This is a genomic window from Janibacter sp. Soil728 (assembly GCF_001428305.1).
GTDB lineage: Bacteria > Actinomycetota > Actinomycetes > Actinomycetales > Dermatophilaceae > Janibacter.
The window spans coordinates 446814-472602 of the sequence record NZ_LMRZ01000004.1; the positions used below are offsets into that span (position 1 = coordinate 446814).

Sequence of the window (25789 nt, forward strand, 5' to 3'; positions counted from 1 at the left end):
CGTTAGGAAGCCCTCGTTTCTGCCTGGTCTTGCTCGTGTTTCGCCTGTGTGAACCCGTCCTCACGGGCCGCGGGAGCGGTGGGAGAAGGGGCATCCCCGGCGTGCAGCCAGTCGAGGATCCCGCAGAGCGCATCCGTGCATCCGCCGCAGCCAGTGGTGGCTCGGGTCGCCTCGACAATCTGCTCGACGGTCGTTGCGCCGGAGGCGAACTCGGTGCGGATCTCCCCCTTCGTCACGCCGTTGCAGCGGCAGATGGTCGCCCGGTCCGGGATGAGCGAAGGGGAGTCCCGCTGCGTGCCCGAGGTGGCCGGGGAGATGGCCGGCAGGAGGAGGTGCGCCGGGTCCGCGGGCAGCGGGGTCTGCCTCGTGTAGCTCGTGACGAGGTCGGTGCCGATCCGTCCGGCGCCGACGGCGGTGGCGCCGACGAGCCGCCCGTCCCGCACGACGATCTCCAGGTGTCGGCCGGCGGAGGGGTCGCTGAGCCGGACGACGCGCAGCGCTGGGTCGTCGGTGCGGCCGCTGCCGCAGATGCCCATCGTCACGAGGTCGACGCCGGTCGTCTTCGGTCGGACGACATCGCCCACGCCGGTGGTCGCCGGGGCGGGGGCGCCGCTGGTGAGCAGACCGGCCAGGCGGTGCGCCTGCTCCCACCCCTGCCCGACCAGCCCGCTGGCGCCACAGGGCGGCTGGGCACAGTCGCCGATCGCGTGGATACGCGGGTCGGCGGTGGTGAGGTCCTCGTCGACGACGATCCCGCGCTCGACGGCGAGCCCGCACCCCTCGGCGAGGTCGACACGTGGCAACGTCCCTGTGGTCAGGACGAGCAGGTCGGCGGCCAGCACCTCGCCGTTGTCGAGACGGACCCGCCGCAGCCGGCCGTCCTCGACGACGACCTCCTCGGCGGCGACCCCGACGCGCTGGTCGACGCCCGTGCGCCGCAACGTCGACTCGACCACCCGGCTCGCGGCCTCGTCGAGCTGCCGGTCCATGAGGGCCGGGGCGGGGTGGACGACGGTGACCGCGAGGTCGCGTCGGGCGAGACCGCTCGCGGCCTCGAGCCCGAGCACGCCCCCGCCGAGGACGATCGCCCGTCGGGCGTTGAGCGTCGCCGCGATGATCTCCCGGGCGTCGTCGATCGAGCGCAGGACGTGGACGCCGTGCGGCAGCTCGGGCTCGTCGAGGCCGGGCATCGCGGGGACGCGCGCGGCGGCACCGGTGGCGAGCACGAGGTGGTCGTAGGGGATCCGGGAGTCGTCGGAGAGCACGACGTCCTGCCGCTCGCGGTCGATGGTGCGCACCGTGGTGCCGCGCTGCACGCTGACGCGCGGATGGACGGGGGAGGGCATGGCGATCGACGACCAGCCCCGCGACCCGGCCACGACATCGCTGAGCAGCACGCGGTTGTAGGTCTCCCCGGCCTCCTCGCCGAGCACCGTGACGAGGTGCTTGCCCGCAGCGTCGGCGGTGGTGAGGTCCTCGACGAAGCGTGACCCGACCATCCCGTGGCCGATGACGACGACGTGACTCATGCGAGGACCTCCGGGGCGATGGTGTCGGCGGCCCGGACGGGCCGGACCTCGACCGCGCAGACCTTGAACTCCGGCATCGAGGAGATCGGGTCCACGGCGTCGTTGGTCACGCGGTTGACGCTCCCCGCACCCGGGTGGTGGAAGGGCATGAAGACCGTGTCCGCCCGGACCCGGTCGGTCACCCTGGCCGGGGCGATGACGCACCCGCGGGCGGTGACGAGCTCGAGCTCCTCGCCCTCCTCGACGTCCAGACGGTGGGCGAGCAGCGGGTGGACCTCGACGAAGGGGGTGGGCTGCGCAGCGAGCAGCGCCGGCACCCGCCGCGTCTGGACACCGGACTGGTAGTGCTCGAGCACTCGTCCCGTGATGAGGAAGAGCGGGGCGTCGGGCCGCAGCTCCTCGGCCGGCCCGACGTGGTCGACGGCAATGAACCGCGCCCTGCCGTCCGGGGTGGGGAAGCCGTCGAGGAGGACGCGCGGGGTGCCCGGGTGCGGTGCCTCCCCTGCGTCGGTGGCGGGGCAGGGCCAGTGCAGGTCGGCCTCGCGGTCGAGGCGTGCGTGGGACAGCCCGGAGTAGTCCGCGCGTCCGCCGGCGCTCGCCCGGGCCAGCTCGTCGAAGACCTCCGCCGGGTCGGTCGACCACGAGCCCGGGGCTGCGAGGCGCTGCGCGAGCTGCGACCAGACCCACAGCTCGGAGACCACCCCCTCCGGTGGGTTGATCGCCTTGCGGCGCCTGATGATCCGGCCCTCGAGATTGGTCATCGTGCCCTCCTCCTCGGCCCACTGGGTGACAGGTAGGACGATGTCGGCGAGCGCGACCGTCTCGCTCGGGAAGATGTCGCAGACGACGAGGAGGTCGAGCGCCCGCAGACGGTCGACGACGGCGTCCGCGCGCGGGGCGCTGACCACGGGGTTGGCCCCGTGCACGAGCAGGGCGCGTGGGCCTCCGGGCGTGCCGAGCGACTGCAGCAGCGCGATCGCCGGCAGCCCCGGGCCGGGCAGGTCCTCGGGGTCGACGCCCCACACGCCAGCGACGTGCTCGCGTGCCGCGGGGTCGGTGATCATCCGGTAGCCCGGCAGCTGGTCGGCCTTCTGCCCGTGCTCTCGACCGCCTTGGCCGTTGCCCTGGCCGGTGAGAGCGCCGTAGCCGCTCCCTGCGCGCCCGACGAGCCCGAGCGTGAGGGCTAGATTGATCGCGGCGGTGACTGTCGCGGTCCCTTGGCTCGACTGCTCGACACCACGGCCGGTGAGGACGTACGCGCCGGCCCCGCCGTGGGCCGGGCTGGCCCCGGCGAGCAGCCGGGCGGTGCGACGGAGCTCGTCGGCAGGGACACCGCACACCTGCTCGGCGCGCTCGGGCCACCACGCGGCGACCGATCGGACGACGTCCTGCCAGCCGGTCGTGCGCTCGCTGACGTACGGCTCGTCGACGAGCTCCTCGGCGACGAGCACGTGGAGCAGGGCCTGGAGCACGACGAGGTCGGTGCCGGGCACCGGCTGCAGGTGGATCCCGTGGCCGTCCTCGGTGAGGTCGGCGGTGGCCGATCGACGTGGGTCCACGACGACGAGTCCCCCGGCGTCGCGTGCACCGGACAGGTGCGGGACGAAGGGGGGCATCGTCTCCACGACATTGCTCCCGAGCAGCAGGACGGCGCCGGCCGTGTCGAGGTCGGCGACGGGGAAGGGGAGGCCCCTGTCGAGGCCCAGCGAGCGGTTGGCCGCGGCCGCTGCGGATGCCATGCAGAAGCGACCGTTGTAGTCGATGTTCTTGCTGCGCAGGGCGACCCGGGTGAACTTGCCGAGCTGGTAGGCCTTCTCGTTGGTGAGGCCACCGCCGCCGAAGACCGCCACGGCATCGGGTCCGTGCTCGGCGGCGACGGCACGCAGCCGGTCGGCCAAGAGGTCCAGCGCCGACTCCCAGGTCACCTCGCGCAGCTCGCCGCCCCGGTCACGCACGAGGGGAGCGGTGAGTCGGTCCGGCGCCCGGAGCAGCTCCGCGGAGGCGCCGCCCTTGCGGCACAGGCCTCCCCGGTTGGTGGGGAACTCGCGTCCGGCCACGAGCAGGGGAGGGAGGCTCCCTTCGGCGCGGGTGAGGGTCATCGCGCACTGCAGCGCGCAGTACGGGCAGTGGCTGTCGGTCATCAGATGCCCTCGCCGGCCAGCCGCGCGCCGCGACGCAGGTAGACCGCCCACGTGATCGTGGACATGAGGACGTACGCGGTGATAAAGACACCGATCGCCGGCACGAGCGAGTCGTGGGCGGTCATCGACATCGCGAAGCCGCGCGGCACGAGGAACCCGCCGAGCGCCCCTACGGCCCCGGCGATGCCGATGCACCCGGCGGCACCGCGTCGCGCCGTCGCGAGCTCGTCGCCGCTACGGACGCCGGCGCGGAAGACCGCCGGGATCATCCGGTAGGTCGCACCGTTGCCGGTCCCTGCCCCGACGAAGAGGACGAGGAAGGCGGTGAGGAAGAGCGCGAAGGAGTGCATCGACAGGGCGAGGATCGCTGCTCCGGCTGCGGTGCCCATGACGGCGAAGGCGGCGATCGTCACCCGGGCACCCCCGAACCGGTCGGCGACCATGCCGCCGATCGGACGGCTGGTGGCACCGAGGACCGCTCCGAGGAAGGCGAGCGAGGTCGACGTCTCGGGGAACTGTGTCGTGAGCAGGGTGGGGAAGGCGACGGAGTACCCGATGAAGGAGCCGAAGGTGCCGATGTAGAGGACGGAGATGATCCACGTGTGCGGGTGCGTCGCGGCCCGGGCCCAGCTGCGGTGGTCGGACCGGGCCGTGCTGAGGTTGTCCATCCCGCGCCAGGCTCCGGCAGCGGCGAGGAGCACGAGCGGGACGAAGACCAGACCGGCGCGCTCGAGGTGGATCCCGGCGCCGACGGCGATGACCGCGGGGATGATGAGCTGGACGATGCCGGTGCCGAGGTTGCCACCGGCAGCGTTGAGCCCCAAGGCCTTTCCCTTCTCCGCCTCGGGGAAGAAGAAGGAGATGTTGGTCATCGACGAGGCGAAGTTGCCGCCACCGAAGCCGGCGAGGGCGGCGACGGCGAGCAGGGTGGCGAAGGGGGTCTCGGGCCGGCCCACGACCCACGCCAGGGAGAGGGTCGGCAGGAGGAGGAGCAAGGCGGAGACGATCGTCCAGTTGCGTCCGCCCACGAGCGGGATCATGAAGGTGTACGGCACCCGCAGTGAGGCGCCGACGAGGCTCGGCACCGCGATGAGCCAGAACTGCTGGTCGAGCGTCAGCACGAACCCGGCCGCGGGCAGCTGCGGCACGACGACGCTCCACAGCGCCCACACGCAGAAGCCGAGGAGCTCCGCCAGCACCGACCAGCGCAGGTTGCGCTGTGCGACGGCGCGGCCACTCGCTGCCCAGAAGCCGGCGTCCTCCGGGTCCCAGTGGTCGATCCACCGCCCGGCGCGGAGGACGGGCCCCGCTGGGGCAGCGGCGATGTCGGGCGTGACGACAGTGGTCGGCGAGGTCATGCGCAGAGGCTCGCAAGCGGGTGTTTCGCGCTCCCACGGGTGGGGTTAATCCCGTGTTAACCGCCCCGCACGCCGGCGACCACGCACGTGTGAGGCCACGAAGGAACCCTGCGGATGCAGGGGGAGGGGTCAGGGGGTCTCGGTGAGGAAGATCGTCTCGACCGCTGGCTGCCCCTGGCTCAGCTGGTGCGCGGACCGCGGCAGCTCGGCCACGGATGCCTCGTGCCGGGCTCGTCCCGCCTCCAGCGTCGCGTGCTCACGCCCGACGACCTCGCCGTCGGCCACGAGTCGCACGAGCAGGTCGCGGTCGTCGGCGTCGCCGACCGGCTGCTCGCCGATGCCGAGCACCTCGGCCTCGACGACACCGAGCGGGTTGCGGCGACGCAGCGCGTACTTGCGTCCACCGATCGACACCTTGTCCTTGCTCTTCTTGGCGACCCCGATCATCGTGCCCGCGTCGTCCTCACGGGCGACGAGCTTGTAGACCATCGACGCGGTCGGGTGTCCGGAGCCGGTGACCACGCGCGTCCCGACGCCGTAGGTGTCGACCGGTGCCGCGGCCAGCGCGGCGATCGCGTACTCGTCGAGGTCGGAGGTGACGACGATCTTGGTCTCGGTCGCGCCCAGCGCGTCCAGCTGCTCGCGGACCTCGCTCGCCTGGACCACGAGGTCCCCCGAGTCGAGACGCACCCCACCGAGGGAGGTGCCGCCGACCTCGATGGCCGTGCTCACCCCTTCGGTCACGTCGTAGGTGTCCACGAGCAGCGTGGTGCCGGTGCCGAGGGAGGCGATCTGCGCCTCGAAGGCCTCGCGCTCGCTCTCGTGGAGCAGGGTGAAGGCGTGCGCCGCGGTCCCGCCCGTGGGCACGCCGTAGCGGCGTCCCGCCTCGAGGTTGGAGGTCGAGGAGAAACCGGCGATGTACGCCGCCCGGGCCGCAGCGACGGCTGCCCCGTCGTGGGTGCGGCGGCTGCCCATCTCGATGACCGGTCGGGTCCCGGCCGCACCGGTCATCCGTGAGGCCGCCGAGGCGACCGCGGAGTCGTGGTTGAGGATCGACAGGACGACCGTCTCGAGGATCACGCCGTGCGCGAAGTCGGACTCGACGACGAGCACGGGGGAGTAGGGGAAGTAGGTCTCGCCCTCGGCGTAGCCCCACACGTCCCCGTCGAAGCGGTAGTCGGCGAGGAAGTCGAGCGTCCGCTGGTCGACGACCTCGCGGTCGCGCAGGTCCGCCAGCTCCGCGTCGCCGAAGCGGAAGTCCTCGATCGCGTCGAGCACCCGCCCGACCCCGGCGAGGACGCCGTAGCGCCTTCCCGACGGCAGCCGCCGAGCGAAGGTCTCGAAGACGCACTGACGCGATGCGGCGCCGCTGTGGAGGGCAGCCTGGAGCATCGTCAGCTCGTAGTGATCGGTGAGCAGCGCGGTGCTGGGTCGGATCGTCACGCTGGCCACTCTAGGGTGGAGGGCGTGTCCATCGCCCCAGCCGAGCAGCAGACGAGCGAGCCCGACGTCGTCGAGGCCGTCGACACCCCGTGGATCACGTTGGTGTGGAATGACCCGGTCAACCTCATGTCCTACGTGACCTGGGTCTTCCAGACGCACTTCGGGTACTCCAAGCAGCAGGCCGAGAAGCTCATGATGGATGTCCACCTCAAGGGGCGCGCCGTCGTGGCGAACGGCCCCAAGGAGCAGATGGAAGCCGACACCGAGGCGCTGCAGGGCTACGGCCTGTGGGCGACCTTCCAGAAGGACGTCTGATGGCGCACGCGTTCACCGCCGACGGTCAGGAGCTCGTCGCGATCATGGACGAGGACGAGCGGGCCGTCGTGGCCGGCCTGTGCCTGCAGGTCATGGACCTCGTCGCTCCCACCAGCACCACGGCGAAGGGGGATCCCAGCGACCCCTTCGAGGCGATCGTGGCCGGGCTGGGTGACCTGGCGACGGACACCGAGGACGGTGCGGCCGGACTCGACGTGCCCGACCGGGCCTTCGGTCTCGACCACGACCGTGACCCGGCGCTGGATCGCCTCTTCCCGACGGGCAACCGCGAGGACGAGCAGGAGGCGGCGGAGTTTCGCCGGTTCACCGAGCAGGGGCTGCGCCAGCGCAAGCACCAGGGCCTGACGACGACGGTGCGCACCCTCGAGGCTGCCGACGACGACCGGTGGGTCGTGACGCGGGCGCAGGCACCGGCCGTGCTCATCGCGCTCACCGACATCCGACTCGTCATGGGCGAGCGGCTCGGGCTGCGCACCGACGAGGACGCCAACCGGCTCGAGGAGCTCATCGAGACCCTCGATGCGGACGACCCCGCGGTCTTCGCACTGAGCATCTACGACTTCCTCACCTGGCTGCAGGAGTCGCTGACCCAGGCACTCATCGGCGAGGACGACGAGTGAGCAGTGCACCGGCAGCGGCCCAGCCCATCGGCATCTTCGACTCCGGGCTCGGCGGTCTGACGGTCGCCCGCGCCGTGCTCGACCAGCTGCCCCACGAGTCCATCGCCTACCTCGGCGACACGGCGCGAGCCCCCTACGGCCCCAAGCCGATCGCCCAGACCCGCCAGTACGCGCTCGAGTGCCTCGACCGTCTGGTCGACCACGGCGTCAAGCTCCTCGTCATCGCCTGCAACACGGCCAGCGCCGCCGTCCTGCACGATGCGCGCGAGCGCTACGACGTCCCGGTCGTCGAGGTCATCCGGCCGGCCGTGCGCCGCGCTGTCCTGGCCACGCGCAACCAGCGCGTCGGCGTGATCTCGACGGCGGGCACGCACCGCTCGCGGGCCTACCTCGACGCCTTCGCCGCGGCCCCCCAGACGCAGGTCATCTCGCAGCCCTGCCCGCGGTTCGTGGAGCTGGTCGAGGCGGGGACGACGTCCGGGCCGGAGGTGCTCGACGTCGCGCGCGCCTACCTCGCCCCCCTTCGTCAGGCAGAGGTGGACACCCTCGTGCTGGGCTGCACCCACTACCCGCTGCTGACCGGCGCGCTCTCCTACGTCATGGGCGAGGGTGTCACGCTCGTCTCATCGGCCGAGGAGACCGCCAAGGACGTCTACCGTGTTCTTGCGGACCTCGACCTGCTGCGCCCCGAGACCCTCCCGGACCCCGCCCACGGGTTCACGACCACGGGGGACCCGGAGCGCTTCCGGTTGCTGGCCCGCCGCTTCCTCGGACCCGAGGTCGCAGATGTCTTCGCCACCTTGGGAGAAGAGCGTTGAGGCTCACCGTCGTCGGCTGTTCCGGCTCCTTCGCAGGACCGGACTCGCCCGCCTCGTGCTACCTCGTGACCGCCGAGCACGAGGGCCGTACCTGGCGCCTCGTCCTCGATCTGGGCAACGGCGCACTCGGCGCGCTGCAGCGGCACACCGACCTCGCCGACATCGACGCGGTCCTGATCAGCCACCTGCACCCCGACCACTGCATCGACCTGACCGGTCTGTACGTCACACGCACCTACCGTCCGGAGGGCCCGCTCACCGGACGGCTGCCCGTCTACGGTCCGGCCGGGAGCGAGCAGCGGCTCACCGATGCCTACGAGGGCATGGCCGAAGGGGGGATGTCCGGCGTCCTCGACTTCCGCCGGATCTCCACGAGCGTCCCGACGCACATCGGTCCTTTCGTCGTGCGGTCCTTCCGCGTCGACCATCCCGTGGAGGCCTACGGCTTCCGGGTCGAGGCCGACGGCGCGGTCCTCGCCTACAGCGGTGACACCGATGTCTGCGATGCTCTCGGGCCCCTCTTCGCCGGCGCCGATCTCGTGCTCGCCGACTCCGCCTTCGTCGAGGGACGCGATGAGGTGCGCGGTGTCCACCTCACCGGACGGCGTGCTGCTGAGGCCGCGCTGGCTGCTGGTGGGGTCGGTCGCCTGATGCTCACCCACATCCCTGCGTGGAATGACCCGGAGGTCTGCCGGGCGCAGGCGGCCGAGGTGTGGCCCGGCGAGGTCGAGCTGGCCCGCCCGGACGCGACCTACGAGATGTGAGCCTCCCACCGCTGGAGATCAGCGACGTCATCACGCCGGGGCCGGTCCGCCGATCGGAGGCCGTGGCGCGCCTGCGAGCGGCCGGGCAGCTGCCGGCAGCGCGTCTCGTCGAGCGGATGCCGGCCACGGACGACGTCCTCGACGACGCGCACGTCGTGGCGCTCATGCGCCGTGTGCACGCCGAGCTGCAGCGGCTCGGGGAGGAGCTGCAGCTGCCGCACCGGGTCGCCGAGGACCTGGACCGGCTGCGGGAGCGAGCGGGGCGCCCCCTTCGTCGGGTCGTCGACCTGGGCTGCGGCAGCGGGTACGTGCTGCGGTGGCTGAGCCACGCGCCGTCGATGGCGGGGGTCGAGCTGGTCGGGGTGGACCACGACCCCGGGCTGATGGAGTGGGCCGCGCGGCTCGGCGCGGCCGACGGGTGCCGCGCGCGCTTCGTCGTGGGGGACGCCCTGGCGCCCGGAGTCGCGATCGAGGACCCCGAGGCGACGGTCGTCATCTCGAGCGGCGTCCTGCACCACCTGTCGGCGCAGGACCTGCGGGGCTTCTTCGCCGCGCACGAGGCGGCCGGCGTCGCCGGGTTCGCGCACTACGACCCGGAGCCCGGATGGTTGACCAACCTCGGCTCGTGGGTCTTCCACCGGGCACGGATGCGCGAGGCGGTCTCCCGCCATGACGGCAACCTGTCGATGCGGCGTGCCCACCCGGCCGCCGTGCTCCGCGACGCCGTCGCCGCCGGTGCGCCGGGCTACTCCGCCGAGTGCGCGAGCGGCCAGAGCGTGCTGCGGGTGCTGCGTCCCGTCACGGGGACGAAGGGAGCCTGATGGGCTGGGTCCTCGCCCTCACCCTCGTCGTCGGGCTGGACGCGGCGCTCAGCGGGTACCGCGCCGTGCAGGGACGGTCCGGCCGTCTGCCATCGCGTCGGCGCGACCTCACCGCGCACCTCACCGGTCTCCGGGTGGGCATCATGCTGCTGGCGGTGCCCGTCGTGCTCGGGGTGATGGCGACGTCCGAGGCCGAGCGCGAGGCGGTCGCCCGTGCCGGTGTCCTCTGGTCGTCCTGGCTGGCCCTGCCGACCGTCCTCGCGCTGCTCGTGCTGCTGACGCTCACCTGGCGCTGGCGCTACCTCGCCACGGCGCTCGTGCTCGGCCCGATGACCTGGCTGCGCCCGGTGGCTGCCGTGATGGCGGGGGTCGCCGGCGCCGCCCAGGTCGAGGAGTGGCCGGCCAGGGCGGCGGTGCTGCTCACGGTGGTGGCCGTCCTGGCCGTCGAGCCGGTCGTGGGGCGCGTCTCGTACTGCAGTTCGGGGGAGAGGCGACGAGATCCCGGGGATCTCACCGGGCTCGCGCGCTGAACTGCAGTACGACACGCGGTCGGCTCCAGCGTCAGACGGGCACGATCATCGGCGTCCCGGCCACGGGGTCCGGGACGGTCACGCACTCGACGCCGAAGACCTCCTGCACCAGCTCCGGGGTGACGACCTCGGTGGGGGAGCCCTCGGCGACGACGGCGCCGTCGCGCATGGCGATGACGTGGTCGGCATGACGGCACGCCTCGTTGAGGTCGTGCAGAACCATGACGACGGTGATGCCGCGCTGCTCGTTGAGCTCCCGGAGCAGGCGCAGGACCTCCAGCCGGTGGGCCAGGTCGAGGTAGGTCGTCGGCTCGTCGAGGAGCAGCACAGGGGTCTGCTGGGCCAGGACCAGGGCGACCCAGACTCGCTGACGCTGACCGCCGGACAGCTCGTCCACGACACGGTCCGCCAGCTGAGAGGTGCCCGTGGCGGCCATGGCCCCGACGACGGCGTCCTCGTCCTGTGCGGTCCATCGTCCGAAGGCACCTCGGTGCGGGAACCGTCCGCGGGCCACGAGGTCGCGCACGGTGAGCTGTTCGGGGACGACATTCGTCTGCGGGAGCAGGCCGAGGCTGCGGGCCACCTGACGCGTGGGCAGCGAGTGCACGGGCTGACCGTCGAGCAGGACGGCACCGCCACTGGGCCGCAGGACCCGGCCCATGGATCGCAGGAGGGTCGACTTGCCGCAGCCGTTGGGTCCGACGATGGCGGTGACGACCCCGTCCGGCAGCTCCAGGTCGAGACCCTGCAGGACGGCGCGGTCGCCGTAGCCCACATCCAGTCCGGCGGCCCGTACGAGCGGTCGCTCCTGTGCTGGCGCGGCGGGACCGGTCGAGGTCGTCGTGGTCGTCATGAGGTACGTCCCATCCGATGGAGGAGCCAGAGGAGGTAGGGGGCCCCGAGCGCGGCCGTGACCACGCCGGCCGGCAACGAGGTGGGGGCAAGGAGGTTCTTGCCGATGACGTCGGCGACGAGGACGAGCAGCGCGCCGATGAGCGCGGCGCACGTCAGGGTGCTCGGCGAGGTCGGACCGACGAGCCGCCGGGCGATGTGGGGGGCGCCGAGCGCGACGAAGGCGATCGGTCCCGTGACTGCCACCGCCACCCCGGCGAGCAGGGCGGATGCGAGGAGGAGGAGGTGACGTGTCCGCGTCACGCTGACCCCGGCCCCGATGGCGAGCTCGTCCCCGAGCTCGAGGGTCGCCAGGTGGCGCAGGAGTACATAGGCGAGCGGCAGGGTGAGGGCGGCCCCCACGAGGATGCTCGTGACGTGGGTCCACGTCCGCGCGTGGAGACTGCCGGCGAGCCACACCTCGGCCGCTCCCAGGCGGTCGACCGGGATGCGCGCGATCGTCAGGGTCACGCCGGCGCTCGCGATCGCGTGCAGCCCGATGCCGATGAGGACGAGGCGGGCACCCGACGGGTTGCGGTGCCCGAGCGCCTGGAGGAGCGCGGTCGCGACCAGCGCTCCCGCTCCGGCGGCGAGCGGCAGCAGTGCCGGGCTGACCGCAGCGCTGATCGCCACGACCGTGGCCAGGCTCGCTCCGGCGGTCACCCCGACGATGTCGGGGGAGGCCAGCGGGTTGCGCATGAGTCCCTGCATGAGGGTGCCCGATGCACCGAGAGTGGCGCCGGCGCCGAGCGCCACGAGGATCCGGGGGAGGCGCAGCTCCCGGACGATGAAGACATCACCGGGGTCGCCGAGACCCAGGGCCGCGCCCACGGCGCGGCCGACGGACAGCTCGCTGGACCCGAGGGCGATGGCGCAGGCCATGGCGGCGAGGACCATCACTGCCAGGGCCGAAGAGAGGACGACCGCCCGTGCTCGGGGCTGCCGGGGGAAGGCGGTCACAGGACCCCCTTCGCTCGTGCGGCGATGCGGATGAGCACCGGCGCTCCGATGAGTGCGGTGAGGACCCCTGCCTGGATCTCGGAGGGGCGGGCGATGACGCGACCGACGAGGTCGGCGGTGAGCAGCACGATCGGGCCGAGCACCGCCGACGTGATCAGCACGTCCCGGTGCGCACCGCCGACGAGGGCTCGGGCGAGGTGGGGGACGATCAGGCCGAGGAAGGCGATGGGTCCGGCGACCGCGACGGCGACGGCGGACAGCGCAACCGCGGTCGCTCCAGCGAGGAGCCGGACGCGACGTGGGTGCTGGCCGAGACCGACGGCGGCCTCGTCCCCGAGCGACAGCGCATCCAGCGAGCGGGCCAGCAGCGCGGCCGCGACCAGCCCCAGACCGACCAGGGGGAGCAGGGGGGAGACCGACGACGCATCACGACCGGCGAGCGAGCCCGCGAGCCAGTGACGCACCTCGTCGGCGTCCGTGTGGTTGAGCGCGAGGAGGCCCTGGGTCCAGGCCGAGAGCAGCAGGGAGACGATCGCACCCGACAGGGCCAACCGGATCGGGGAGAGGGCATCGCGTCCCGTTCCGGCCAGCGCGAGGGCGGTGCCCGCGGCGACCGCGCCCCCGACGAAGGCGGCCCACACGGCGTACGAGGCGGGGGCGCCCAGCATGGCCACGACCACGACGACGGCGAAGCCGGCGCCGGCGGTGATGCCGAGCAGGGTCGGGGAGGCGAGCGGGTTGCGGGTGGCGCCCTGGAGGAGCACGCCCGCCACGGCCAGGCACAGACCGGCGACGAGACCCGCGACGGTGCGCGGGAGACGCAGGTCCATGACGATGAGGTGGGCCTCGGTGCTCCGCTCCCCGAGGAGGGCCTGGACGACCTCGCGGGGAGGCAACGGGACCGAGCCGATGGCGAAGCTGGCCAGGACGACGGCCGCGAGGACCACGACGAGCACGGCCGGGACGAGGGTGGCCCGGGCGGCGCCCGTCCGGGGTGCGCGTGTGGCCGCGCGCACCCCGGACGGACGCAGGTCGACGCTCACTTGTCGGTGAGCAGGTTGTCCTCGAGGTCGTCGAGCATGGCGTGGGCCGACCCGATGCCGCCGCCGAGGTTCCAGTGGCTCTCGTCGACGATGACGACGTCGTCCCGCTTGACGGCCGAGAGGTTCTTCCACAGGTCGGTCTTGGTCCAGTGGTCGAGCTGCTCGTCGAGGGTCCGGTTGCCCTTCTGGGCATAGTGCTCGGACGAGACCATCTGGAAGATCACGTCACCGTCCATCTCCGGGATGCGCTCTTCGGAGATCTCGATCAGCTGCTCGGACTTCTCCCAGTCCTTGACCCGCTGGGCCTTGGGCCGCTTCAGGCCGACGTCGCGCAGGACGGAGCCCGGGAACCCGGTGAGGTAGATGCGCACCTCGTCCGGCATGAAGCGGATGACCGAGGCCTCGGTGTCGGCCTTGCCGGCAGCGACGAGGTCCTTGCTCAGGCCGTCGACCCGCTTCTCGTAGTCGGCGAGGATCTTCTCGCCCTCCTGCGGCCGGCACAGCGACTCGGCCCACAGGGAGACGTTGTCCTTCCAGCTCACCCCGATGGTCTCCGAGACGACGGTGGGCGCGATCTTCGACAGCTTGTCGTAGAGGGCCTCGTGGCGCAGCTTCGAGCCGAGGATCAGGTCGGGCTTGAGGGAGGCGATCTTCTCCAGGTCGGGCTCGATCTCGGTGCCCACCACCTCGGCCTCCTCGACCTCGTCGGGCAGGTACTCGTACCAGTCATCGGTCCACGGCTCGACGACGCCGACCGGCGTGACCCCCAGAGCGAGGACCGAGTCGGTCTGGCCCTGGCCGAGGGTGACGACCTTCTTGGGCTCGCACGGGACGTCCGTCGTGCCCATGGCGTGCTCGACGGAGGCCGAGTTCTCGGAGTCCGCGGAGGCCCCGGGGTCCGAGGATCCGCAGGCTGCGAGGGACAGGGACAGCGCGGTCGCGATCGCGACCGCTCCAAGGCGTGGTGTCATCAGGGGGCTCCGGGGTGGGGACGAGGGGCTGGGCATGGAGAAAACTAGGGTGTTAGGTAAGGCTAACAACACTAGATCTTGCATGACGAGACGCGCCGGTGCCGGAAGGCGGTCGACGTGGGCACCCACCGGCTGGTTGGCTGGCCCCATGGACGCGCGACTGCCCGCCCCCCTTCGTCCCGGCGACACGATCGCCGTCACCGCACCGAGCAGCGGTGTCCCCCAAGCGCTCTGGCCCCGTCTGGACGCCGCGATCGCACACCTGCGGCGTCGCGGCTTCGAGGTGCTCGAAGGGGTCTGCCTGCGCGATGCCGACGACCACCACGTCAGTGCCTCGCGGGAGGCCCGCGCCGACGAGCTGATGGCCCTGCTCGTCGACCCCGACATCGCCGCCGTCGTCCCGCCGTGGGGCGGTGAGACGGGCATCGACGTCCTGCGGTTCCTGGACTTCGAGCTGCTCGCCGAGTGCGACCCCTGCTGGTACGTGGGGTTCTCCGACCTCACGACCACGATGCTCCCGCTGACCCTGCGCTCCGGGTGGGCGACGCTCCACGGGCAGAACCTCATGGACACGCCCTACGCGCCTGCGTCCGGCCTGCTCCACTGGCTCGACGTCGTGATGAGCGAAGGGGGTGAGCTCACCCAGTCCGCGGCCACCCACAAGCGGGCGGAGGGCTGGGACGACTACGTCGCCGACCCGCAGGTCGCCGAGCTGACGCTCAACGACCCGGCCCGGTGGTCACTCCTGGAGGGTGAGGTGGCGGGCTTCGCCGGCCCGCTCGTCGGTGGGTGCATCGAGGTCCTCTCGCCGCTGGTCGGCACCCCCTTCGCCGACGTGCCCGCGTGGGCCGCCGAGCAGGCGCAGCCGCCGGTCGTCCTGCTCGAGGCGGCCGAGGGCAATGCCTTCGAGATCGCGCGGGACCTGCACGGGATGCGGCTCGCGGGGTGGTTCGACCGGTGCTCAGGAGTGCTCGTCGGCCGGACGCCGGCACCGGACGCCCCCACCCTCACCCAGCACGACGCGGTGCGCGACGCCCTCGGAGACCTCGATGTGCCGGTCGTGCTCGACGTCGACTTCGGCCACCAGCAGCCGATGATGCCGCTCGTCCTCGGGGTGGAGGCCCGGGTCGAGGTCGGACCGGAAGGTCAACGGATCACACAGGACCTGGGGCGGTCCTGACCCGCTCGAGCACCCAACGCGCGATGCGCTCGCCGATGATCTCGGGGGACCGGGCGAAGGAGTAGTGGTTCACCGGCTTGCCGGGGTCACCCGCGGCCTTGGCGAAGGTGAACCTCTCGACGTCGGCGCCGACAAACAGAGCGACGAGCGCGTCCACGGCCGCCGGGGGAGCGAGGGAGTCGTTGTCGAGGTCGACGACGAGCATCGGGAGCCGTCGATCACGCAGGCCGGTGGTGACGTCCTGGCGGCGAGGGGCGAGACGACCGGTGCGGGCGAAGGCTGCCCACTCCCGCATGAGCGTCATCGGCTGGGTGCCGCCGAAGCCGAGCCGTGCGCCGGGCCAGTACCCCAGCACCCGCGAGACCGTCCCGATGAACTGGGTCTGGGCCAGCGTCTTGAGCCCCTGCTGGGTGCGCCAGTGCGTGCTCCCCGATCCGATGAGCACCACGGCGTCGACGGCCGGCTGGTCACCGGACAGGTGGGTGGCGAGGACGTGGCCACCGAGGGAATGGCCGAGCGCGACGACCGGGCCGGGGTGCTCTCGACGCACCGACTCCACGACTGCTGGCAGCCACTCGTGGGCCAGCTCCGTGTAACCGAGGTCCTGACCGCGTCCGGCCAGCGGCCGCGCAGCGCCCTGTCCGGGATAGTCGGCGACGCCCGCCGTCACCCCATGACGGGCGAGCTCGTCGACGAAGGGTCCGTAGTAGCCCGCCGGCACGCCCATGGCGGGCAGCACGAGGACGAAGGGGGTCGACCCCTCGGCCTGTGCGACGTGCAGGGCGGTGGTGCCGCCGTCGGGGAGGGTGATCTCGCTGTGCTGGTTCACGTCGGTGAGGGTAGACGGTGGTGCCGTCAGCCGGAGCGCCGGTCGGCGTCCGCGATGGCCTCCACGACGGCCTGTTCGACGGCGGGCCGCTGCTGGGCGAACTGTGGCCCCGTCACCAGGATCCTCTTGACGAAAGGAAAGCCGGCGTCGAGCAGCTCGTGCCACCCGTGCAGCGTCAGGTCGACCGTCTCCGGGACGCCCAGCTCGGCGTGGCTCCACCCGACATCGCGGGTGAGGCCACCGCGGTCGACGGCCTCGGTCAGCCCCACCTCGTACGCGCGCACGACGGCACTCTTGGACTCCAGAGCCGTCACATCGCTCCAGAAGGTGGCCAACGGCCCGCGCGCGAGGACACCTCCGCGGAAGGCCAGCAGGTAGCTCTGCAGGTGCTCGGCCGGCCAGCGGTTGGCCGTGGCCCCCCAGACGTCGGTCGTGCTGTTGACCAGCCGACCCAGCAGCTCGTCCAGAGGTGCGAGCGGCCCGATGAGGGAGTCGTTGGTGAGGACGACGAGGTCCTGGTGCGCGAGCTCGGGCCACGTGCGCAGGGCGTACGCCCATGAGCCGAAGTCGTAGGCCGTGTTGCCACGGCGCGTCACGGCCACACCGATGGGCACGTCGGTGTGGCGCAGCCGGACCCACGGGTCCCGGGCGGCCACCACGAGCACACCGAAGCCTGCATCGGCCCAGGCGCGGGCTGCTCGCAGCGCGTCGGGCCGGACCGCTGCGCCGGCGGACCACTCGGCCAGCACCACGACCCGATCCCGACCGAGCACGTCGTCGAGCTCGCCGCCGACGAGTCCCTCGCGGACGGGCAGACGCTCGTTGGCCCACCGCTTGAGCGACCACCGCGCGTCGCGCAGGCGTCTGCGGGTCTCCTGCTCCCAGTCCTGCACCCGATCGGTGAGCGTCGGCGCCCCGCTCTCCTGCGCCCGCTCGTGCGTGCCCCGCAGGGTCCACGCCGTGGCCTCCGCGGCCTTGGTCAGCTCACCGGGGTGGGCGGCCCACAGCGAGGTGAGTCGTCCGAGCTGCCGGACCCGGCCGCGGGCGAGGACGGTGCGCGACGGGGACGCGTCGTACCCCAGGTCGATCTCGAAGCGCTCGCCGACCACCCTGGGATGGACGCGCACGCCGTTGACGATGTTGGACACGTTGCTCCCGTGGAGAACCTGGGCCCACATCGGCGGGGCGGCGACCTCACGCAACCGGCCGTGCCCACGTGCGCGGGCGTGCTTGGTGACGTAGACCGTCGCCGGCGGCTCGCCGTCACGGCGGGCCTCGATGAGCGAGAGGAAGGGGTTGGAGAGCACATCGCAGCGGTGGACGGCCCCGCTGCGCTCGATCTGGATCCCTCGGGGGAAGCCGACGAAGAGCTGCGGCTGCTCGACGAACTGGGCCTGCACGGACGCCATGAAGTCCACTGCGATGGCGTCGTCGCTGTCCATGCGGGTGGTGATGACGAAGGGGGCATGGCTGCGGACCGCGACGTGCTCGGCGAAGCTGTCGCGACGGAAGGGCTCGTGGGTCCAGATCGGGGTGAAGGTGCCCTGGGCGAGCTCCTCGACCTCGTCTCGGAACCCCGCAGAGCAGCGGTCGTCGAGCAGGACGAGCCACTCGAAGCCCTGACCGCCTCGCTGGGAGAGCACCGACGGGAGAGCCGCGTCGACGAAGAACCCGAGCCGGTAGTAGAGCCAGTCCTCGCTCGCCGGGGCGGCATCGGGTGCCATCACCGCGCTGAAGCGCGTCAGCAGGAAGTGATCGAAGGGAGCGCCCACCTCGCCATCATCGCCGATCGTTAGCCTGAGCCCATGACTGACACCACCCCCCGCCACGACGGACGTACCCCCGAGCAGCTGCGCGAGGTGCGGATCACCCGCAACTGGCTCGACCACGCCGAGGGCTCGGTACTCGTGGAGTTCGGCCGCACCCGCGTGCTCGTCGCCGCCTCCTTCGAGGCCGGCGTGCCGCGCTGGCTCAAGGGCCAGGGGACCGGCTGGGTCACCGCCGAGTACGAGATGCTGCCGCGCAGCACCAACACCCGCAGCGGTCGCGACTCCCGCAAGGGCAAGGTCGGTGGCCGCACCCACGAGATCTCCCGACTGATCGGCCGAAGCCTGCGCGCGGTCATCGACACCAAGGCGCTGGGGGAGAACACGATCGTCCTCGACTGCGACGTCCTCCAGGCCGACGGAGGTACCCGCACCGCGGCGATCACCGGCGCCTACGTCGCGCTCGTCGACGCCATCGAGGACGCCCGCAAGCGCGGACTCATCGCGCCCGGCGCCAAGCCCCTCACCGGATCCCTGGCCGCCGTCTCGGTCGGCGTCGTCGGTGGACGTGCGGTCTGCGACCTGGACTACCCCGAGGACTCCACCGCGGAGACGGACATGAATGTCGTCATGACCGGGACCGGCGAGTTCATCGAGGTGCAGGGAACGGCCGAGGGTGCTCCCTTCGACCGCGACCTCCTGAGCCAGCTGCTCGACCTCGCGACCACCGGCTGCGCCGACCTCACGGTCAAGCAGCAGGAGGCGCTCGCCGAGACCCCGCGGGAGCGCGTGCAGTGACCCGGCGGGTCGTCCTCGCGACGCACAACGAGCACAAGGTGAGGGAACTTCAGCAGATCCTCGCGGAAGCCCTTGGTCCTGAGGCCGGGCTGGGCCTCGAGATCGTCTCGATGGCGGCCTTCCCCGAGGTCGGTGAGATCCCCGAGACTTCAGTGACGTTCGCCGGCAACGCCCGGCTCAAGGCCGAGCACGTCGCGATGCGCACCTCGCTCCCGGCGCTCGCGGACGACTCAGGGCTCGCTGTCGAGGTCCTCGGCGGCAGCCCCGGGATCTTCTCCGCCCGTTGGTCGGGTCTGCACGCGGGGGAGGACCTGCCCCGCGCCGAGAAGGACCGGCGCAACCTCCAGCTGCTCCTCGACCAGCTCGCAGACGTCCGCGACGAGCACCGCCGCGCGGCCTTCCGGTGCGCGGCCGTCCTCGCGATCCCCGGTGGCACGACGGTCACGAGCGAAGGGGAGGTCCCCGGAGTGATCGTGCGGGAACCCTTGGGGGACAACGGCTTCGGTTACGACCCGATCTTCGTGCCGGACGGCGACACCCGAACCCTCGCCCAGTACACCGACGTGGAGAAGAACGCGATCAGCCACCGCGGCCGCGCCTTCCGCGCGATGGTCCCGCTCCTGCGCGAGCACCTGTAACCCACACCCCCAGACTCTGCATTGCCCTATGGCAATGCAGGGTTCGGTGCCGAAGGCGGGACTTGAACCCGCACACCCTTACGGGCACGTGGACCTAAACCACGCGCGTCTGCCAATTCCGCCACTTCGGCTCGGCTGGCAGTCTAGGCGGGTGAGTGCACACACCTTCACGACCTCCCTTCGCTGGAGCGGGTCGACCGCCGTGGGCTACGACGGCTACCCCCGCGAGCACGGCCTGACGATGTCTTCGCACGACGTCCTCGCCAGCAGCGATGCCGCCTTCGGCGGTGACGCCCAGCTGCCCAACCCGGAGCAGCTCCTGGTCGCCGCGGCGAGCAGCTGCCAGATGTTGTCCTTCCTGGCAGTCGCTGCCCGCGCCCGTCTCGACGTCGTCGAATACCGCGACGAGGCGGTGGGTGAGATGCCCGAGGACAACCGACCGATGTGGGTGACGCGGATCGTCCTGCGCCCGCGGATCACCCTCGGCAACCCGGCTCCACGGGCCAAGGTCCAGCGGCTGGTCGATGTCGCCCACCGGGAGTGCTTCATCGCGCAGAGCGTGCGGAGCGAGATCGTGCTGGAGCCCACCTTCCGGGGTCTCGTCGACTGAACCCGCATTGCCATAGGGCAATGCAGGTGGGAGGGCGGGCTCAGCGGCGGGTACGCCCCGGCACCGACCGCGGGTCGAAGCCGTAGGGCAGCTCGAGTCGGTGGGCGCGCATGAGGGGCTCGTCGGCGAGCACCTCACGTGTCGCGCCATCAGCCACCACCCTTCCGTCGGAGAGCACGACCGAGCGCTCGCACAGCTGCAGCGCATAGGGCAGGTCGTGCGTCACCATCAGCACCGTGATCTCCAGACCGTCGACGATCTCGGCGAGCTCGCGCCGCGAGGCGGGGTCGAGGTTGCTGCTCGGCTCGTCGAGCACGAGGATCTCGGGACGCATCGCCAGGACGGTGGCGACGGCCACGCGCCGCTTCTGCCCGAAGGACAGGTGGTGCGGCGCACGGTCGGCCACGTCGCTCATCCCGACGGCTTCGAGTGCATCGGCCACCCGCTGGTCGACCTCTGCCGGAGACAGACCGAGGTTGCGCGGGCCGAAGGCCACGTCCTGCGCGACCGTCGTCATGAAGAGCTGGTCGTCAGGGTCCTGGAAGACGATGCCCACCCGCCGGCGCACGTCGAGCAGGTGCTCGCGCACGACCGGCAGCCCCGAGACCGCCACCGACCCCGACGTCGGCACGAGGATCCCGTTGAGGTGGAGCACGAGGGTCGTCTTGCCCGCGCCGTTGGGCCCGAGCAGGGCGACGCGCTCGCCCGGGTGGATGTGCAGGTCCACGCCATCGAGCGCGAGGTGACCATCGGGGTAGGTGTGCCGCAGGCCGCGCAGCTCGATGACAGGGGTGCTCACCGGGACACCATCGCAGCCACGAGCACGACGGCCGCAGCCAGTGGCAGCGTCATGGCGATGAGCCACGCCCGCAGGACGACGGCGATCGGCTCGACATGCATGTGACCGTCGTGGCCTCGCGACAGCATCGCCAGGTGCACGCGCTCGCCCCGCTCGTACGAGCGGATGAAGAGAGCCCCGGCCGTGCTCGCCAGGACCGGCCACGACCGCAACCCGCCGCCGCGGAAGCCCCGCGACTCCCGGGCCACCCGCATCGCCTGCAGCTGCCCGCTGATGACATCGGCGTAGCGGACCATGAAGCCGAGGATGAGCACCAGCTGAGCTGGCAGCCGCAGTCGCGCCAACCCCGAGACGATGTCGGCGGGCTGCGTGGTCGCCGCGAGGAGCAGCGAGGCGCCCACCCCGAGCGTGCCCTTGGCCAGCAGGTTCCAGGCGCCCCACAGTCCCGGCTCCGAGAGGGTCAGCGGTCCGATGTCGACCCGTGGTCCGGTCGCGACGAAGGGCATGAGTGCGGCGAAGATGACGAAGGGGACCTCGATGAGCAGTCGAGGAGCCAGGTGCCGCAGCGGGACCCGGCTCGCGAGGATCACGCCGAGCAGCAGCAGCGCATGGACCCCGAAGGCCCAGATCGCCTCCCGCGGTGTCGCGACGACGGCGATGACGAAGAGCAGCGTGGCGAGGATCTTCAGGTGCGCCGGCATGGCCTGCAGCCACGACCTCCCGTGGTGGGCCAGCGCGTGGTGGTGGGAACCGGCCACCTCAGTCGCGACGACGGACGACGAGGCGCAGCAGGAGCCACATCAACGCGCCGGTGAGCAGGACGCCGACGACACCGGCGAGGCCACCGGAGAGGAAGCCGCTGTCGACCCCCTTCGTCCCGTAGTCGGCGAAGGGGGAGCCGGCACTGCCGTGGTCCCCGGCCGAGTCGGCGAAGCCGAGCGTCTCGGCGACGTGCTCGAGCCCGTCGGGGTGGCCGGACACCCAGAAGCTCACGATCGCGGCGAGCAGCAGGCAGACGGCCAGGCCCCCCAGGACGAGGGTGCGCGTGGAGATGCGCTGCTTCACGGGGTCACCGACTCACGGTCGGCGGAGGTCGATCGACCGGTGGGCAGGTGCTGCGCACCGTGCACGAGGTCAGGGCGGACGGACATCACCGCGGAGACGACGAGGTAGGTGATGACTGCTTCGCCGATGCCGATGACGACATGCCAGGTGATCATCGCGCCGAAGAGGGTGCCGGCCGGCACCGGGGCGGTCCCGCCGAGCACGAAGAGCGCGGCAAAGACCGCGGCGGCGACGGGGACCGACAGCAGGGCCCCGATGGCCGCAGCCACGGGCACCGACCTCGCGCGCGAAGGAAGGACTCGCCGGACGAGGGCGAAGACCAGCCAGCCGACCCACACGCCGACCAGCGCCATGAGAGTGACATTGGTGCCCAGCGCCGTCAGGCCCCCGTCGGCGAAGACCAGCGCCTGAACGAGCAGGACCACGGTGATGCACAAGGTGGCGGTCCACGGGCCGACGAGCACGGCGGCCAGGGCGCCGCCCAGCAGGTGCCCGGAGGTCCCCGTCGCCACGGGGAAGTTGAGCATCTGCGCGGCGAAGACGAAGGTCGCGACGAGACCCGCCAAGGGAGCGACCCGGTCATCGAGATCGCCACGGCTGCGACGCAACGCCAGCGCGACGCCTGCGACGGCGACGATCCCCGTGGTCACGGAGGTCGGGGCGTCGAGGAATCCATCAGGGACGTGCATGCGACTCCTTCACGGCGGTGCGCGCTGGGATAGTTTGGGGCGCGTCCACCGACCATATTGCACGTGTGTGCAGGCACAGAGAGCGAGGCGACATGGGCGAGCGGCTCACCCCGGGCGATCAGGCTCCGGACTTCACCCTTCCCGACGACACCGGCGGGCAGGTGTCGCTGAGCGACTTCCGCGGCAAGCGGGTGATCGTCTACTTCTACCCGGCGGCGATGACGCCGGGGTGCACCAAGCAGGCCTGCGACTTCAGCGAGTCGCTCGAGGCGCTGCGCGCGAGCGACACGGAGGTCGTCGGCATCTCGCCGGACACGCCGGAGAAGCTCGCCAAGTTCCGCGAGCGAGATGGCTTGACCATCACCTTGCTCTCCGATGCCGACAAGTCGGTGATGACGGCCTGGGGCGCATATGGTGAAAAGAAGTTGTACGGCAAGGTCGTGCAGGGCGTCATCCGCTCTACGATCGTCGTCGGACAAGATGGTGTGGTCACCCACGCCCAGTACAACGTCAAGGCGACGGGCCACGTGGCCCGTGTCCGCCGTGACCTCGGCATCGAGTAAGGACGGAACCACCACGTGAGCAATGACAACCCGAGCATGACGAAGCTCGAGAACGACATCGTCACGACCCGTGACCGGCTCGCCCAGACGATCGACGAGCTGAGCGTTCGCGCGGCTCCCAAGAACGTCATCGCGCGGCAGAAGGAGCAGGCCAAGGTCACCTTCACCAAGGCGACGCGGACCGAGTCAGGCGAGCTACGCATGGACCGGGTGGCGATCGCCGCGGCGGCCGTCGTCGGGCTCGTCGTGCTGAAGATCGTCTCGGCCAACCGCAAGCAGAAGAAGTGGGAGCGCCAGCGCGCCAAGCGTTCCTGGTGACCTACCGCGAGAGCGACGAAGGGGGGTCCCGCCGGTTGGCGGGACCCCCCTTCGTCTGTCGTGGAGGCGTCGAAAAACCGCGGAATGACACCGATTTCGTTCTGCGGGCTGGCTGCTGCTAATGTTTCTCCTCGCGCGCCAATAGCTCAATTGGCAGAGCAGCTGACTCTTAATCAGCGGGTTCGGGGTTCAAGTCCCTGTTGGCGCACCGTTCACGAAGGGCCCCACCGCATTGCGGTGGGGCCCTTCGTCGTACCCCATCCACCGGCCCGGTGCTACGTTCACTACCCCGGACACAGCGAGGCGACAGCGGGGACCGACATGCACCCAGTGAAGACCTTGGCCGTCATCCTGGCCGGAGGCAAGGGCTCTCGCCTGCATGGCCTCACCGATGACCGCGTCAAGCCGGCTTTGCGCTTCGCGGGGACCTACCGCCTCATCGACGTGGCGCTGTCCAACCTCATGAGCAGCGGCATCACCGATGTCTGGGTCGTCGAGCAGTACCTCCCGCACTCGCTCAACGACCACCTGTCCAACGGCCGCCCGTGGGACCTTGACCGCAACCGGGGCGGGCTGCAGATCCTCGCCCCCTTCACCGGGGCGACGGGGGAGGGTTTCGCCGAGGGCAACAGCGACTCCCTGTGGCGCCACCGCGAGCGCATCGCCAGCTCGGGTGCGGATGTCGTCCTCGTCCTCAGCTCGGACCACCTGTACGTGGCCCGGCTGGAAGAGGTGGTGGCCGATCACGTGGAGGCAGGCGCTGATCTGACGATCGTCACCACGCGCACGGACGGTGACGCCTCACAGCACGCCGTCGTCCTTTCGGACGACGACGCCACGGTGACGGACTTCGCCTACAAGCCCGACGAGCCGGCGAGCGATGTCGTGGCAACGGAGATCTTCTGCTTCGACGCGGCCGAGTTGCTCCTCGCGCTCGAGCGGCTCCACGACGAGCTCGGAGAGCTGGGCGACTACGGGGAGGACCTGGTCCCGTGGTTCGTCGACAATCGTCGCACGCGCGCCCACCGCTTCGAGGGGTACTGGACCGACATGGGCACGCTCTCCTCGTACTGGCGCGCCCACATGGAGCTGCTCGACGGCACGGGTGTGGCGCTCGACGACGCGAGCCGCCCGATCCGCTCTGCCCAGCCACAGCTGGTCCCGGCCCGGGTGGCCGCTGGTGCGGTCGTCGCCGACAGCCTGCTCTCGCCGGGGTCCCAGGTGGCGGGGACCGTGCAGCACAGCGTGATCGGCCCCGGAGTGGTGATCGACCGCGGTGCCCACCTCATCGACTGCGTCGTCCTGGACGACGTGCACATCTGCTCGGACGTCCACCTGGAGGGATGCATCGTCGTCGACGGTGCGGACCTCTCGCGGGCGGTCACGCTGGGCACCCCGTCGTCCGTGACGCTCGTCGACCTCGACGGGAGGGTCAGCGCCACCGACGCGCGTCCCTAGGACGTCAGCCGCGCCACTCGTCGAGATCGATGTCCTCGTCCGCGTCGGCCTCGCCGCGGCCGCGGGCGATGAGCCCGGCAGCCGCCAGCAGGACGAGCAGGACGCCCAGTCCGGCGATCCAGACCCACGTCGGGACGCCGCCGTCGCTGGCGCCCTCGACTCCGTCCGTCGGCGCTGCGGCGGAGGAGGAGGAGCTGCTGGTGCTGTCGGGTGCGGTCGGCTGGGTCTCGCCGTCGGTTGCGCTCGTCGACGAGGAGGGGGACGAGGAGCTGCTCGTCGGTGCGGTCGTCGAGCCGGGGGTCGGCGACGTGGCGCCAGGGCTGCTCGCGGGGGGCGCGGTGGCCGAGGACTCGCTCGATGTCGGGGACTCGGTGGAGTCGCTCGTGGTGGAGGTCGGCGGGTCGACGGCGCCCTCGTCACCGGCGGGCGGTGTGTAGGTGAACTTCACGGTTCCGCTGATCGGGTGGCCGTCGGCGCTGATCACCTTGTAGGTCACCGTGTAGTCGCCGGCGGCGAGCGAGGACTTCAGAGGTTGGTAGACCGTGTTGCCGTCGACCTCGAGCTTGCCGTCGGTCGCGTCGGTGGAGCCGCTCTTGACGCTGACCTGGTTGAGGCTGTCCTTGATCGGCTCGTTGAACCGCAGCATCACCTCGGGCGGTGTCGCCGTGAGTGTCGACCCGTCCTTGGGGCTCGACGCCTCGAGGCGCGCGTGGGCCGATGCAGGGGAGGCCGTCACGGCCATGGCGACGAGCAGCGCTGCGAGAGTGAGGATTGCGCTCGCAAGGCGGACGAAGGGGGCAGGAGTCCGGTGTGTGGTGGTCACTGGACCATCGTGCCTGATGACTCGACGG

28 protein-coding genes and 2 tRNA genes are annotated in these 25789 nt (G+C 71.5%); 14 read left to right on the plus strand and 16 right to left on the minus strand.

Annotated elements, in window-relative coordinates; all coding sequences use genetic code 11:
* Nucleotides 1-2: 2 nt before the first annotated feature.
* The 4 genes from ASG73_RS08920 to ASG73_RS08935 form a co-directional block, all read right to left on the minus strand.
* A complete protein-coding gene (locus tag ASG73_RS08920) occupies nucleotides 3-1529 on the minus strand; it encodes an FAD-dependent oxidoreductase (protein WP_055993669.1) in 1527 nt (508 codons plus the stop codon).
* A complete protein-coding gene (locus ASG73_RS08925; protein WP_055993671.1) occupies nucleotides 1526-3670 on the minus strand; it encodes a molybdopterin oxidoreductase family protein in 2145 nt (714 codons plus the stop codon). Before ASG73_RS08925 ends, ASG73_RS08920 begins: the two co-directional genes overlap by 4 nt.
* Nucleotides 3670-5028 (minus strand): MFS transporter, encoded by a 1359-nt coding sequence (locus tag ASG73_RS08930; RefSeq protein ID WP_055993676.1) that lies wholly within the window; start codon nucleotides 5026-5028, stop codon nucleotides 3670-3672. The genes ASG73_RS08925 and ASG73_RS08930 overlap by 1 nt, the downstream gene beginning before the upstream one ends.
* A gap of 129 nt (nucleotides 5029-5157) precedes the next feature.
* Complete coding sequence (locus ASG73_RS08935) at nucleotides 5158-6480, minus strand: nicotinate phosphoribosyltransferase (RefSeq protein ID WP_055993679.1); 1323 nt, start codon at nucleotides 6478-6480, stop codon at nucleotides 5158-5160.
* A 15-nt stretch (nucleotides 6481-6495) separates the two neighbouring features.
* Here ASG73_RS08935 and clpS point away from each other — a divergent pair, with 15 nt between their 5' ends.
* From clpS to ASG73_RS08965, 6 genes are read left to right on the plus strand one after another with little or no spacing between them, the layout of a single operon-like run.
* Nucleotides 6496-6786, plus strand: coding sequence for an ATP-dependent Clp protease adapter ClpS (gene clpS / locus ASG73_RS08940; RefSeq protein ID WP_055993682.1), 291 nt, complete (start codon nucleotides 6496-6498; stop codon nucleotides 6784-6786).
* Nucleotides 6786-7427 (plus strand): DUF2017 domain-containing protein, encoded by a 642-nt coding sequence (locus ASG73_RS08945; RefSeq protein ID WP_055993685.1) that lies wholly within the window; start codon nucleotides 6786-6788, stop codon nucleotides 7425-7427. The genes clpS and ASG73_RS08945 overlap by 1 nt, the downstream gene beginning before the upstream one ends.
* Nucleotides 7424-8245, plus strand: coding sequence for a glutamate racemase (gene murI / locus ASG73_RS08950; protein WP_055993688.1), 822 nt, complete (start codon nucleotides 7424-7426; stop codon nucleotides 8243-8245). Before ASG73_RS08945 ends, murI begins: the two co-directional genes overlap by 4 nt.
* Complete coding sequence (locus ASG73_RS08955) at nucleotides 8242-9009, plus strand: MBL fold metallo-hydrolase (protein ID WP_055993691.1); 768 nt, start codon at nucleotides 8242-8244, stop codon at nucleotides 9007-9009. Before murI ends, ASG73_RS08955 begins: the two co-directional genes overlap by 4 nt.
* The gene (locus ASG73_RS08960) at nucleotides 9006-9830 is read left to right on the plus strand and encodes a class I SAM-dependent methyltransferase (RefSeq protein ID WP_055993694.1); all 825 of its coding nucleotides are present in this window, start codon (nucleotides 9006-9008) and stop codon (nucleotides 9828-9830) included. Before ASG73_RS08955 ends, ASG73_RS08960 begins: the two co-directional genes overlap by 4 nt.
* The gene (locus ASG73_RS08965) at nucleotides 9830-10360 is read left to right on the plus strand and encodes a hypothetical protein (RefSeq protein ID WP_055993697.1); all 531 of its coding nucleotides are present in this window, start codon (nucleotides 9830-9832) and stop codon (nucleotides 10358-10360) included. Before ASG73_RS08960 ends, ASG73_RS08965 begins: the two co-directional genes overlap by 1 nt.
* A 31-nt stretch (nucleotides 10361-10391) precedes the next feature.
* Here the strand turns inward: ASG73_RS08965 and ASG73_RS08970 are convergent, their stop codons facing one another.
* Genes ASG73_RS08970 through ASG73_RS08985 form a run of 4 tightly spaced genes read right to left on the minus strand, consistent with a single transcriptional unit; the run spans nucleotide 10392 to nucleotide 14225 of the window.
* The gene (locus ASG73_RS08970; RefSeq protein ID WP_055993700.1) at nucleotides 10392-11213 is read right to left on the minus strand and encodes an ABC transporter ATP-binding protein; all 822 of its coding nucleotides are present in this window, start codon (nucleotides 11211-11213) and stop codon (nucleotides 10392-10394) included.
* On the minus strand, nucleotides 11210-12211 hold the full coding sequence (locus ASG73_RS08975) for a FecCD family ABC transporter permease (protein WP_055993703.1): 1002 nt from the start codon (nucleotides 12209-12211) through the stop codon (nucleotides 11210-11212). Before ASG73_RS08975 ends, ASG73_RS08970 begins: the two co-directional genes overlap by 4 nt.
* Nucleotides 12208-13254 carry a FecCD family ABC transporter permease gene (locus tag ASG73_RS08980; protein WP_055993706.1) on the minus strand — a complete coding sequence of 349 codons (1047 nt, stop codon included), beginning with the start codon at nucleotides 13252-13254 and terminating at the stop codon, nucleotides 12208-12210. Before ASG73_RS08980 ends, ASG73_RS08975 begins: the two co-directional genes overlap by 4 nt.
* Entirely contained in the window at nucleotides 13251-14225 is a 975-nt protein-coding gene (locus ASG73_RS08985; protein WP_055993709.1) for an ABC transporter substrate-binding protein, read from the minus strand. The genes ASG73_RS08980 and ASG73_RS08985 overlap by 4 nt, the downstream gene beginning before the upstream one ends.
* Before the next feature lie 148 nt (nucleotides 14226-14373).
* Between ASG73_RS08985 and ASG73_RS08990 the strand changes: the two genes are divergently transcribed.
* The gene (locus ASG73_RS08990) at nucleotides 14374-15405 is read left to right on the plus strand and encodes a S66 family peptidase (protein ID WP_055993711.1); all 1032 of its coding nucleotides are present in this window, start codon (nucleotides 14374-14376) and stop codon (nucleotides 15403-15405) included.
* Here the strand turns inward: ASG73_RS08990 and ASG73_RS08995 are convergent.
* Together ASG73_RS08995 and ASG73_RS09000 are read right to left on the minus strand one after the other, a co-directional pair.
* Nucleotides 15380-16234 carry an alpha/beta hydrolase family protein gene (locus ASG73_RS08995; RefSeq protein WP_055993714.1) on the minus strand — a complete coding sequence of 285 codons (855 nt, stop codon included), beginning with the start codon at nucleotides 16232-16234 and terminating at the stop codon, nucleotides 15380-15382. The genes ASG73_RS08990 and ASG73_RS08995 overlap by 26 nt on opposite strands.
* A 26-nt stretch (nucleotides 16235-16260) precedes the next feature.
* The gene (locus ASG73_RS09000; RefSeq protein WP_055993716.1) at nucleotides 16261-18006 is read right to left on the minus strand and encodes a glycosyltransferase; all 1746 of its coding nucleotides are present in this window, start codon (nucleotides 18004-18006) and stop codon (nucleotides 16261-16263) included.
* A gap of 33 nt (nucleotides 18007-18039) precedes the next feature.
* Between ASG73_RS09000 and rph the strand changes: the two genes are divergently transcribed.
* Together rph and rdgB are read left to right on the plus strand one after the other, a co-directional pair.
* Entirely contained in the window at nucleotides 18040-18798 is a 759-nt protein-coding gene (gene rph, locus ASG73_RS09005; protein ID WP_055993719.1) for a ribonuclease PH, read from the plus strand.
* Nucleotides 18795-19436, plus strand: coding sequence for an RdgB/HAM1 family non-canonical purine NTP pyrophosphatase (gene rdgB / locus ASG73_RS09010; protein ID WP_055993722.1), 642 nt, complete (start codon nucleotides 18795-18797; stop codon nucleotides 19434-19436). The genes rph and rdgB overlap by 4 nt, the downstream gene beginning before the upstream one ends.
* Before the next feature lie 47 nt (nucleotides 19437-19483).
* Here the strand turns inward: rdgB and ASG73_RS09015 are convergent.
* Nucleotides 19484-19567, minus strand: a tRNA-Leu gene (locus ASG73_RS09015).
* Between the two features lie 20 nt (nucleotides 19568-19587).
* Between ASG73_RS09015 and ASG73_RS09020 the strand changes: the two genes are divergently transcribed.
* On the plus strand, nucleotides 19588-20046 hold the full coding sequence (locus ASG73_RS09020) for an OsmC family protein (protein WP_055993725.1): 459 nt from the start codon (nucleotides 19588-19590) through the stop codon (nucleotides 20044-20046).
* Nucleotides 20047-20086: 40 nt separating this feature from the next.
* On the opposite strand, the gene ASG73_RS09025 is transcribed toward ASG73_RS09020, so the two are convergent.
* Genes ASG73_RS09025 through ASG73_RS09040 form a run of 4 tightly spaced genes read right to left on the minus strand, consistent with a single transcriptional unit; the run spans nucleotide 20087 to nucleotide 22599 of the window.
* The gene (locus ASG73_RS09025; protein WP_055993728.1) at nucleotides 20087-20845 is read right to left on the minus strand and encodes an energy-coupling factor ABC transporter ATP-binding protein; all 759 of its coding nucleotides are present in this window, start codon (nucleotides 20843-20845) and stop codon (nucleotides 20087-20089) included.
* Complete coding sequence (gene cbiQ, locus ASG73_RS09030; protein ID WP_082567114.1) at nucleotides 20842-21603, minus strand: cobalt ECF transporter T component CbiQ; 762 nt, start codon at nucleotides 21601-21603, stop codon at nucleotides 20842-20844. Before cbiQ ends, ASG73_RS09025 begins: the two co-directional genes overlap by 4 nt.
* Nucleotide 21604: 1 nt before the next feature.
* Nucleotides 21605-21910 (minus strand): PDGLE domain-containing protein, encoded by a 306-nt coding sequence (locus ASG73_RS18165; protein ID WP_055993731.1) that lies wholly within the window; start codon nucleotides 21908-21910, stop codon nucleotides 21605-21607.
* On the minus strand, nucleotides 21907-22599 hold the full coding sequence (locus ASG73_RS09040) for an energy-coupling factor ABC transporter permease (protein ID WP_055993732.1): 693 nt from the start codon (nucleotides 22597-22599) through the stop codon (nucleotides 21907-21909). Before ASG73_RS09040 ends, ASG73_RS18165 begins: the two co-directional genes overlap by 4 nt.
* 92 nt (nucleotides 22600-22691) lie before the next feature.
* Between ASG73_RS09040 and bcp the strand changes: the two genes are divergently transcribed.
* The 4 genes from bcp to ASG73_RS09060 all read left to right on the plus strand — a co-directional run bounded on the left by bcp (nucleotide 22692) and on the right by ASG73_RS09060 (nucleotide 24938).
* Nucleotides 22692-23162 (plus strand): thioredoxin-dependent thiol peroxidase, encoded by a 471-nt coding sequence (gene bcp / locus ASG73_RS09045; RefSeq protein ID WP_055993735.1) that lies wholly within the window; start codon nucleotides 22692-22694, stop codon nucleotides 23160-23162.
* A 15-nt stretch (nucleotides 23163-23177) separates the two neighbouring features.
* Nucleotides 23178-23480, plus strand: a complete 303-nt coding sequence (locus ASG73_RS09050) for a DUF3618 domain-containing protein (RefSeq protein WP_055993738.1) — start codon at nucleotides 23178-23180, stop codon at nucleotides 23478-23480.
* A 135-nt stretch (nucleotides 23481-23615) separates the two neighbouring features.
* Nucleotides 23616-23688, plus strand: a tRNA-Lys gene (locus tag ASG73_RS09055).
* Between the two features lie 113 nt (nucleotides 23689-23801).
* Complete coding sequence (locus tag ASG73_RS09060) at nucleotides 23802-24938, plus strand: glucose-1-phosphate adenylyltransferase family protein (protein WP_055993741.1); 1137 nt, start codon at nucleotides 23802-23804, stop codon at nucleotides 24936-24938.
* A 4-nt stretch (nucleotides 24939-24942) separates the two neighbouring features.
* Here ASG73_RS09060 and ASG73_RS09065 read toward each other — a convergent pair whose 3' ends face one another.
* Nucleotides 24943-25761, minus strand: a complete 819-nt coding sequence (locus ASG73_RS09065; protein ID WP_055993744.1) for a copper resistance CopC family protein — start codon at nucleotides 25759-25761, stop codon at nucleotides 24943-24945.
* Nucleotides 25762-25789 lie beyond the last annotated feature (28 nt).

Bases quoted from the DNA above. Each gene is read 5' to 3' on its own strand.
- ASG73_RS08990 (WP_055993711.1), top strand. From the start codon at position 14,374: ATGGACGCGCGACTGCCCGCCCCCCTTCGTCCCGGCGACACGATCGCC.
- ASG73_RS08985 (WP_055993709.1), bottom strand. From the start codon at position 14,225: ATGACACCACGCCTTGGAGCGGTCGCGATCGCGACCGCGCTGTCCCTG.
- ASG73_RS08930 (WP_055993676.1), bottom strand. From the start codon at position 5,028: ATGACCTCGCCGACCACTGTCGTCACGCCCGACATCGCCGCTGCCCCA.
- ASG73_RS08945 (WP_055993685.1), top strand. From the start codon at position 6,786: ATGGCGCACGCGTTCACCGCCGACGGTCAGGAGCTCGTCGCGATCATG.
- ASG73_RS08970 (WP_055993700.1), bottom strand. From the start codon at position 11,213: ATGACGACCACGACGACCTCGACCGGTCCCGCCGCGCCAGCACAGGAG.
- ASG73_RS08920 (WP_055993669.1), bottom strand. From the start codon at position 1,529: ATGAGTCACGTCGTCGTCATCGGCCACGGGATGGTCGGGTCACGCTTC.
- ASG73_RS08965 (WP_055993697.1), top strand. From the start codon at position 9,830: ATGGGCTGGGTCCTCGCCCTCACCCTCGTCGTCGGGCTGGACGCGGCG.
- ASG73_RS09060 (WP_055993741.1), top strand. From the start codon at position 23,802: ATGCACCCAGTGAAGACCTTGGCCGTCATCCTGGCCGGAGGCAAGGGC.
- bcp (WP_055993735.1), top strand. From the start codon at position 22,692: ATGGGCGAGCGGCTCACCCCGGGCGATCAGGCTCCGGACTTCACCCTT.
- ASG73_RS08925 (WP_055993671.1), bottom strand. From the start codon at position 3,670: ATGACCGACAGCCACTGCCCGTACTGCGCGCTGCAGTGCGCGATGACC.
- ASG73_RS09040 (WP_055993732.1), bottom strand. From the start codon at position 22,599: ATGCACGTCCCTGATGGATTCCTCGACGCCCCGACCTCCGTGACCACG.
- rph (WP_055993719.1), top strand. From the start codon at position 18,040: ATGACTGACACCACCCCCCGCCACGACGGACGTACCCCCGAGCAGCTG.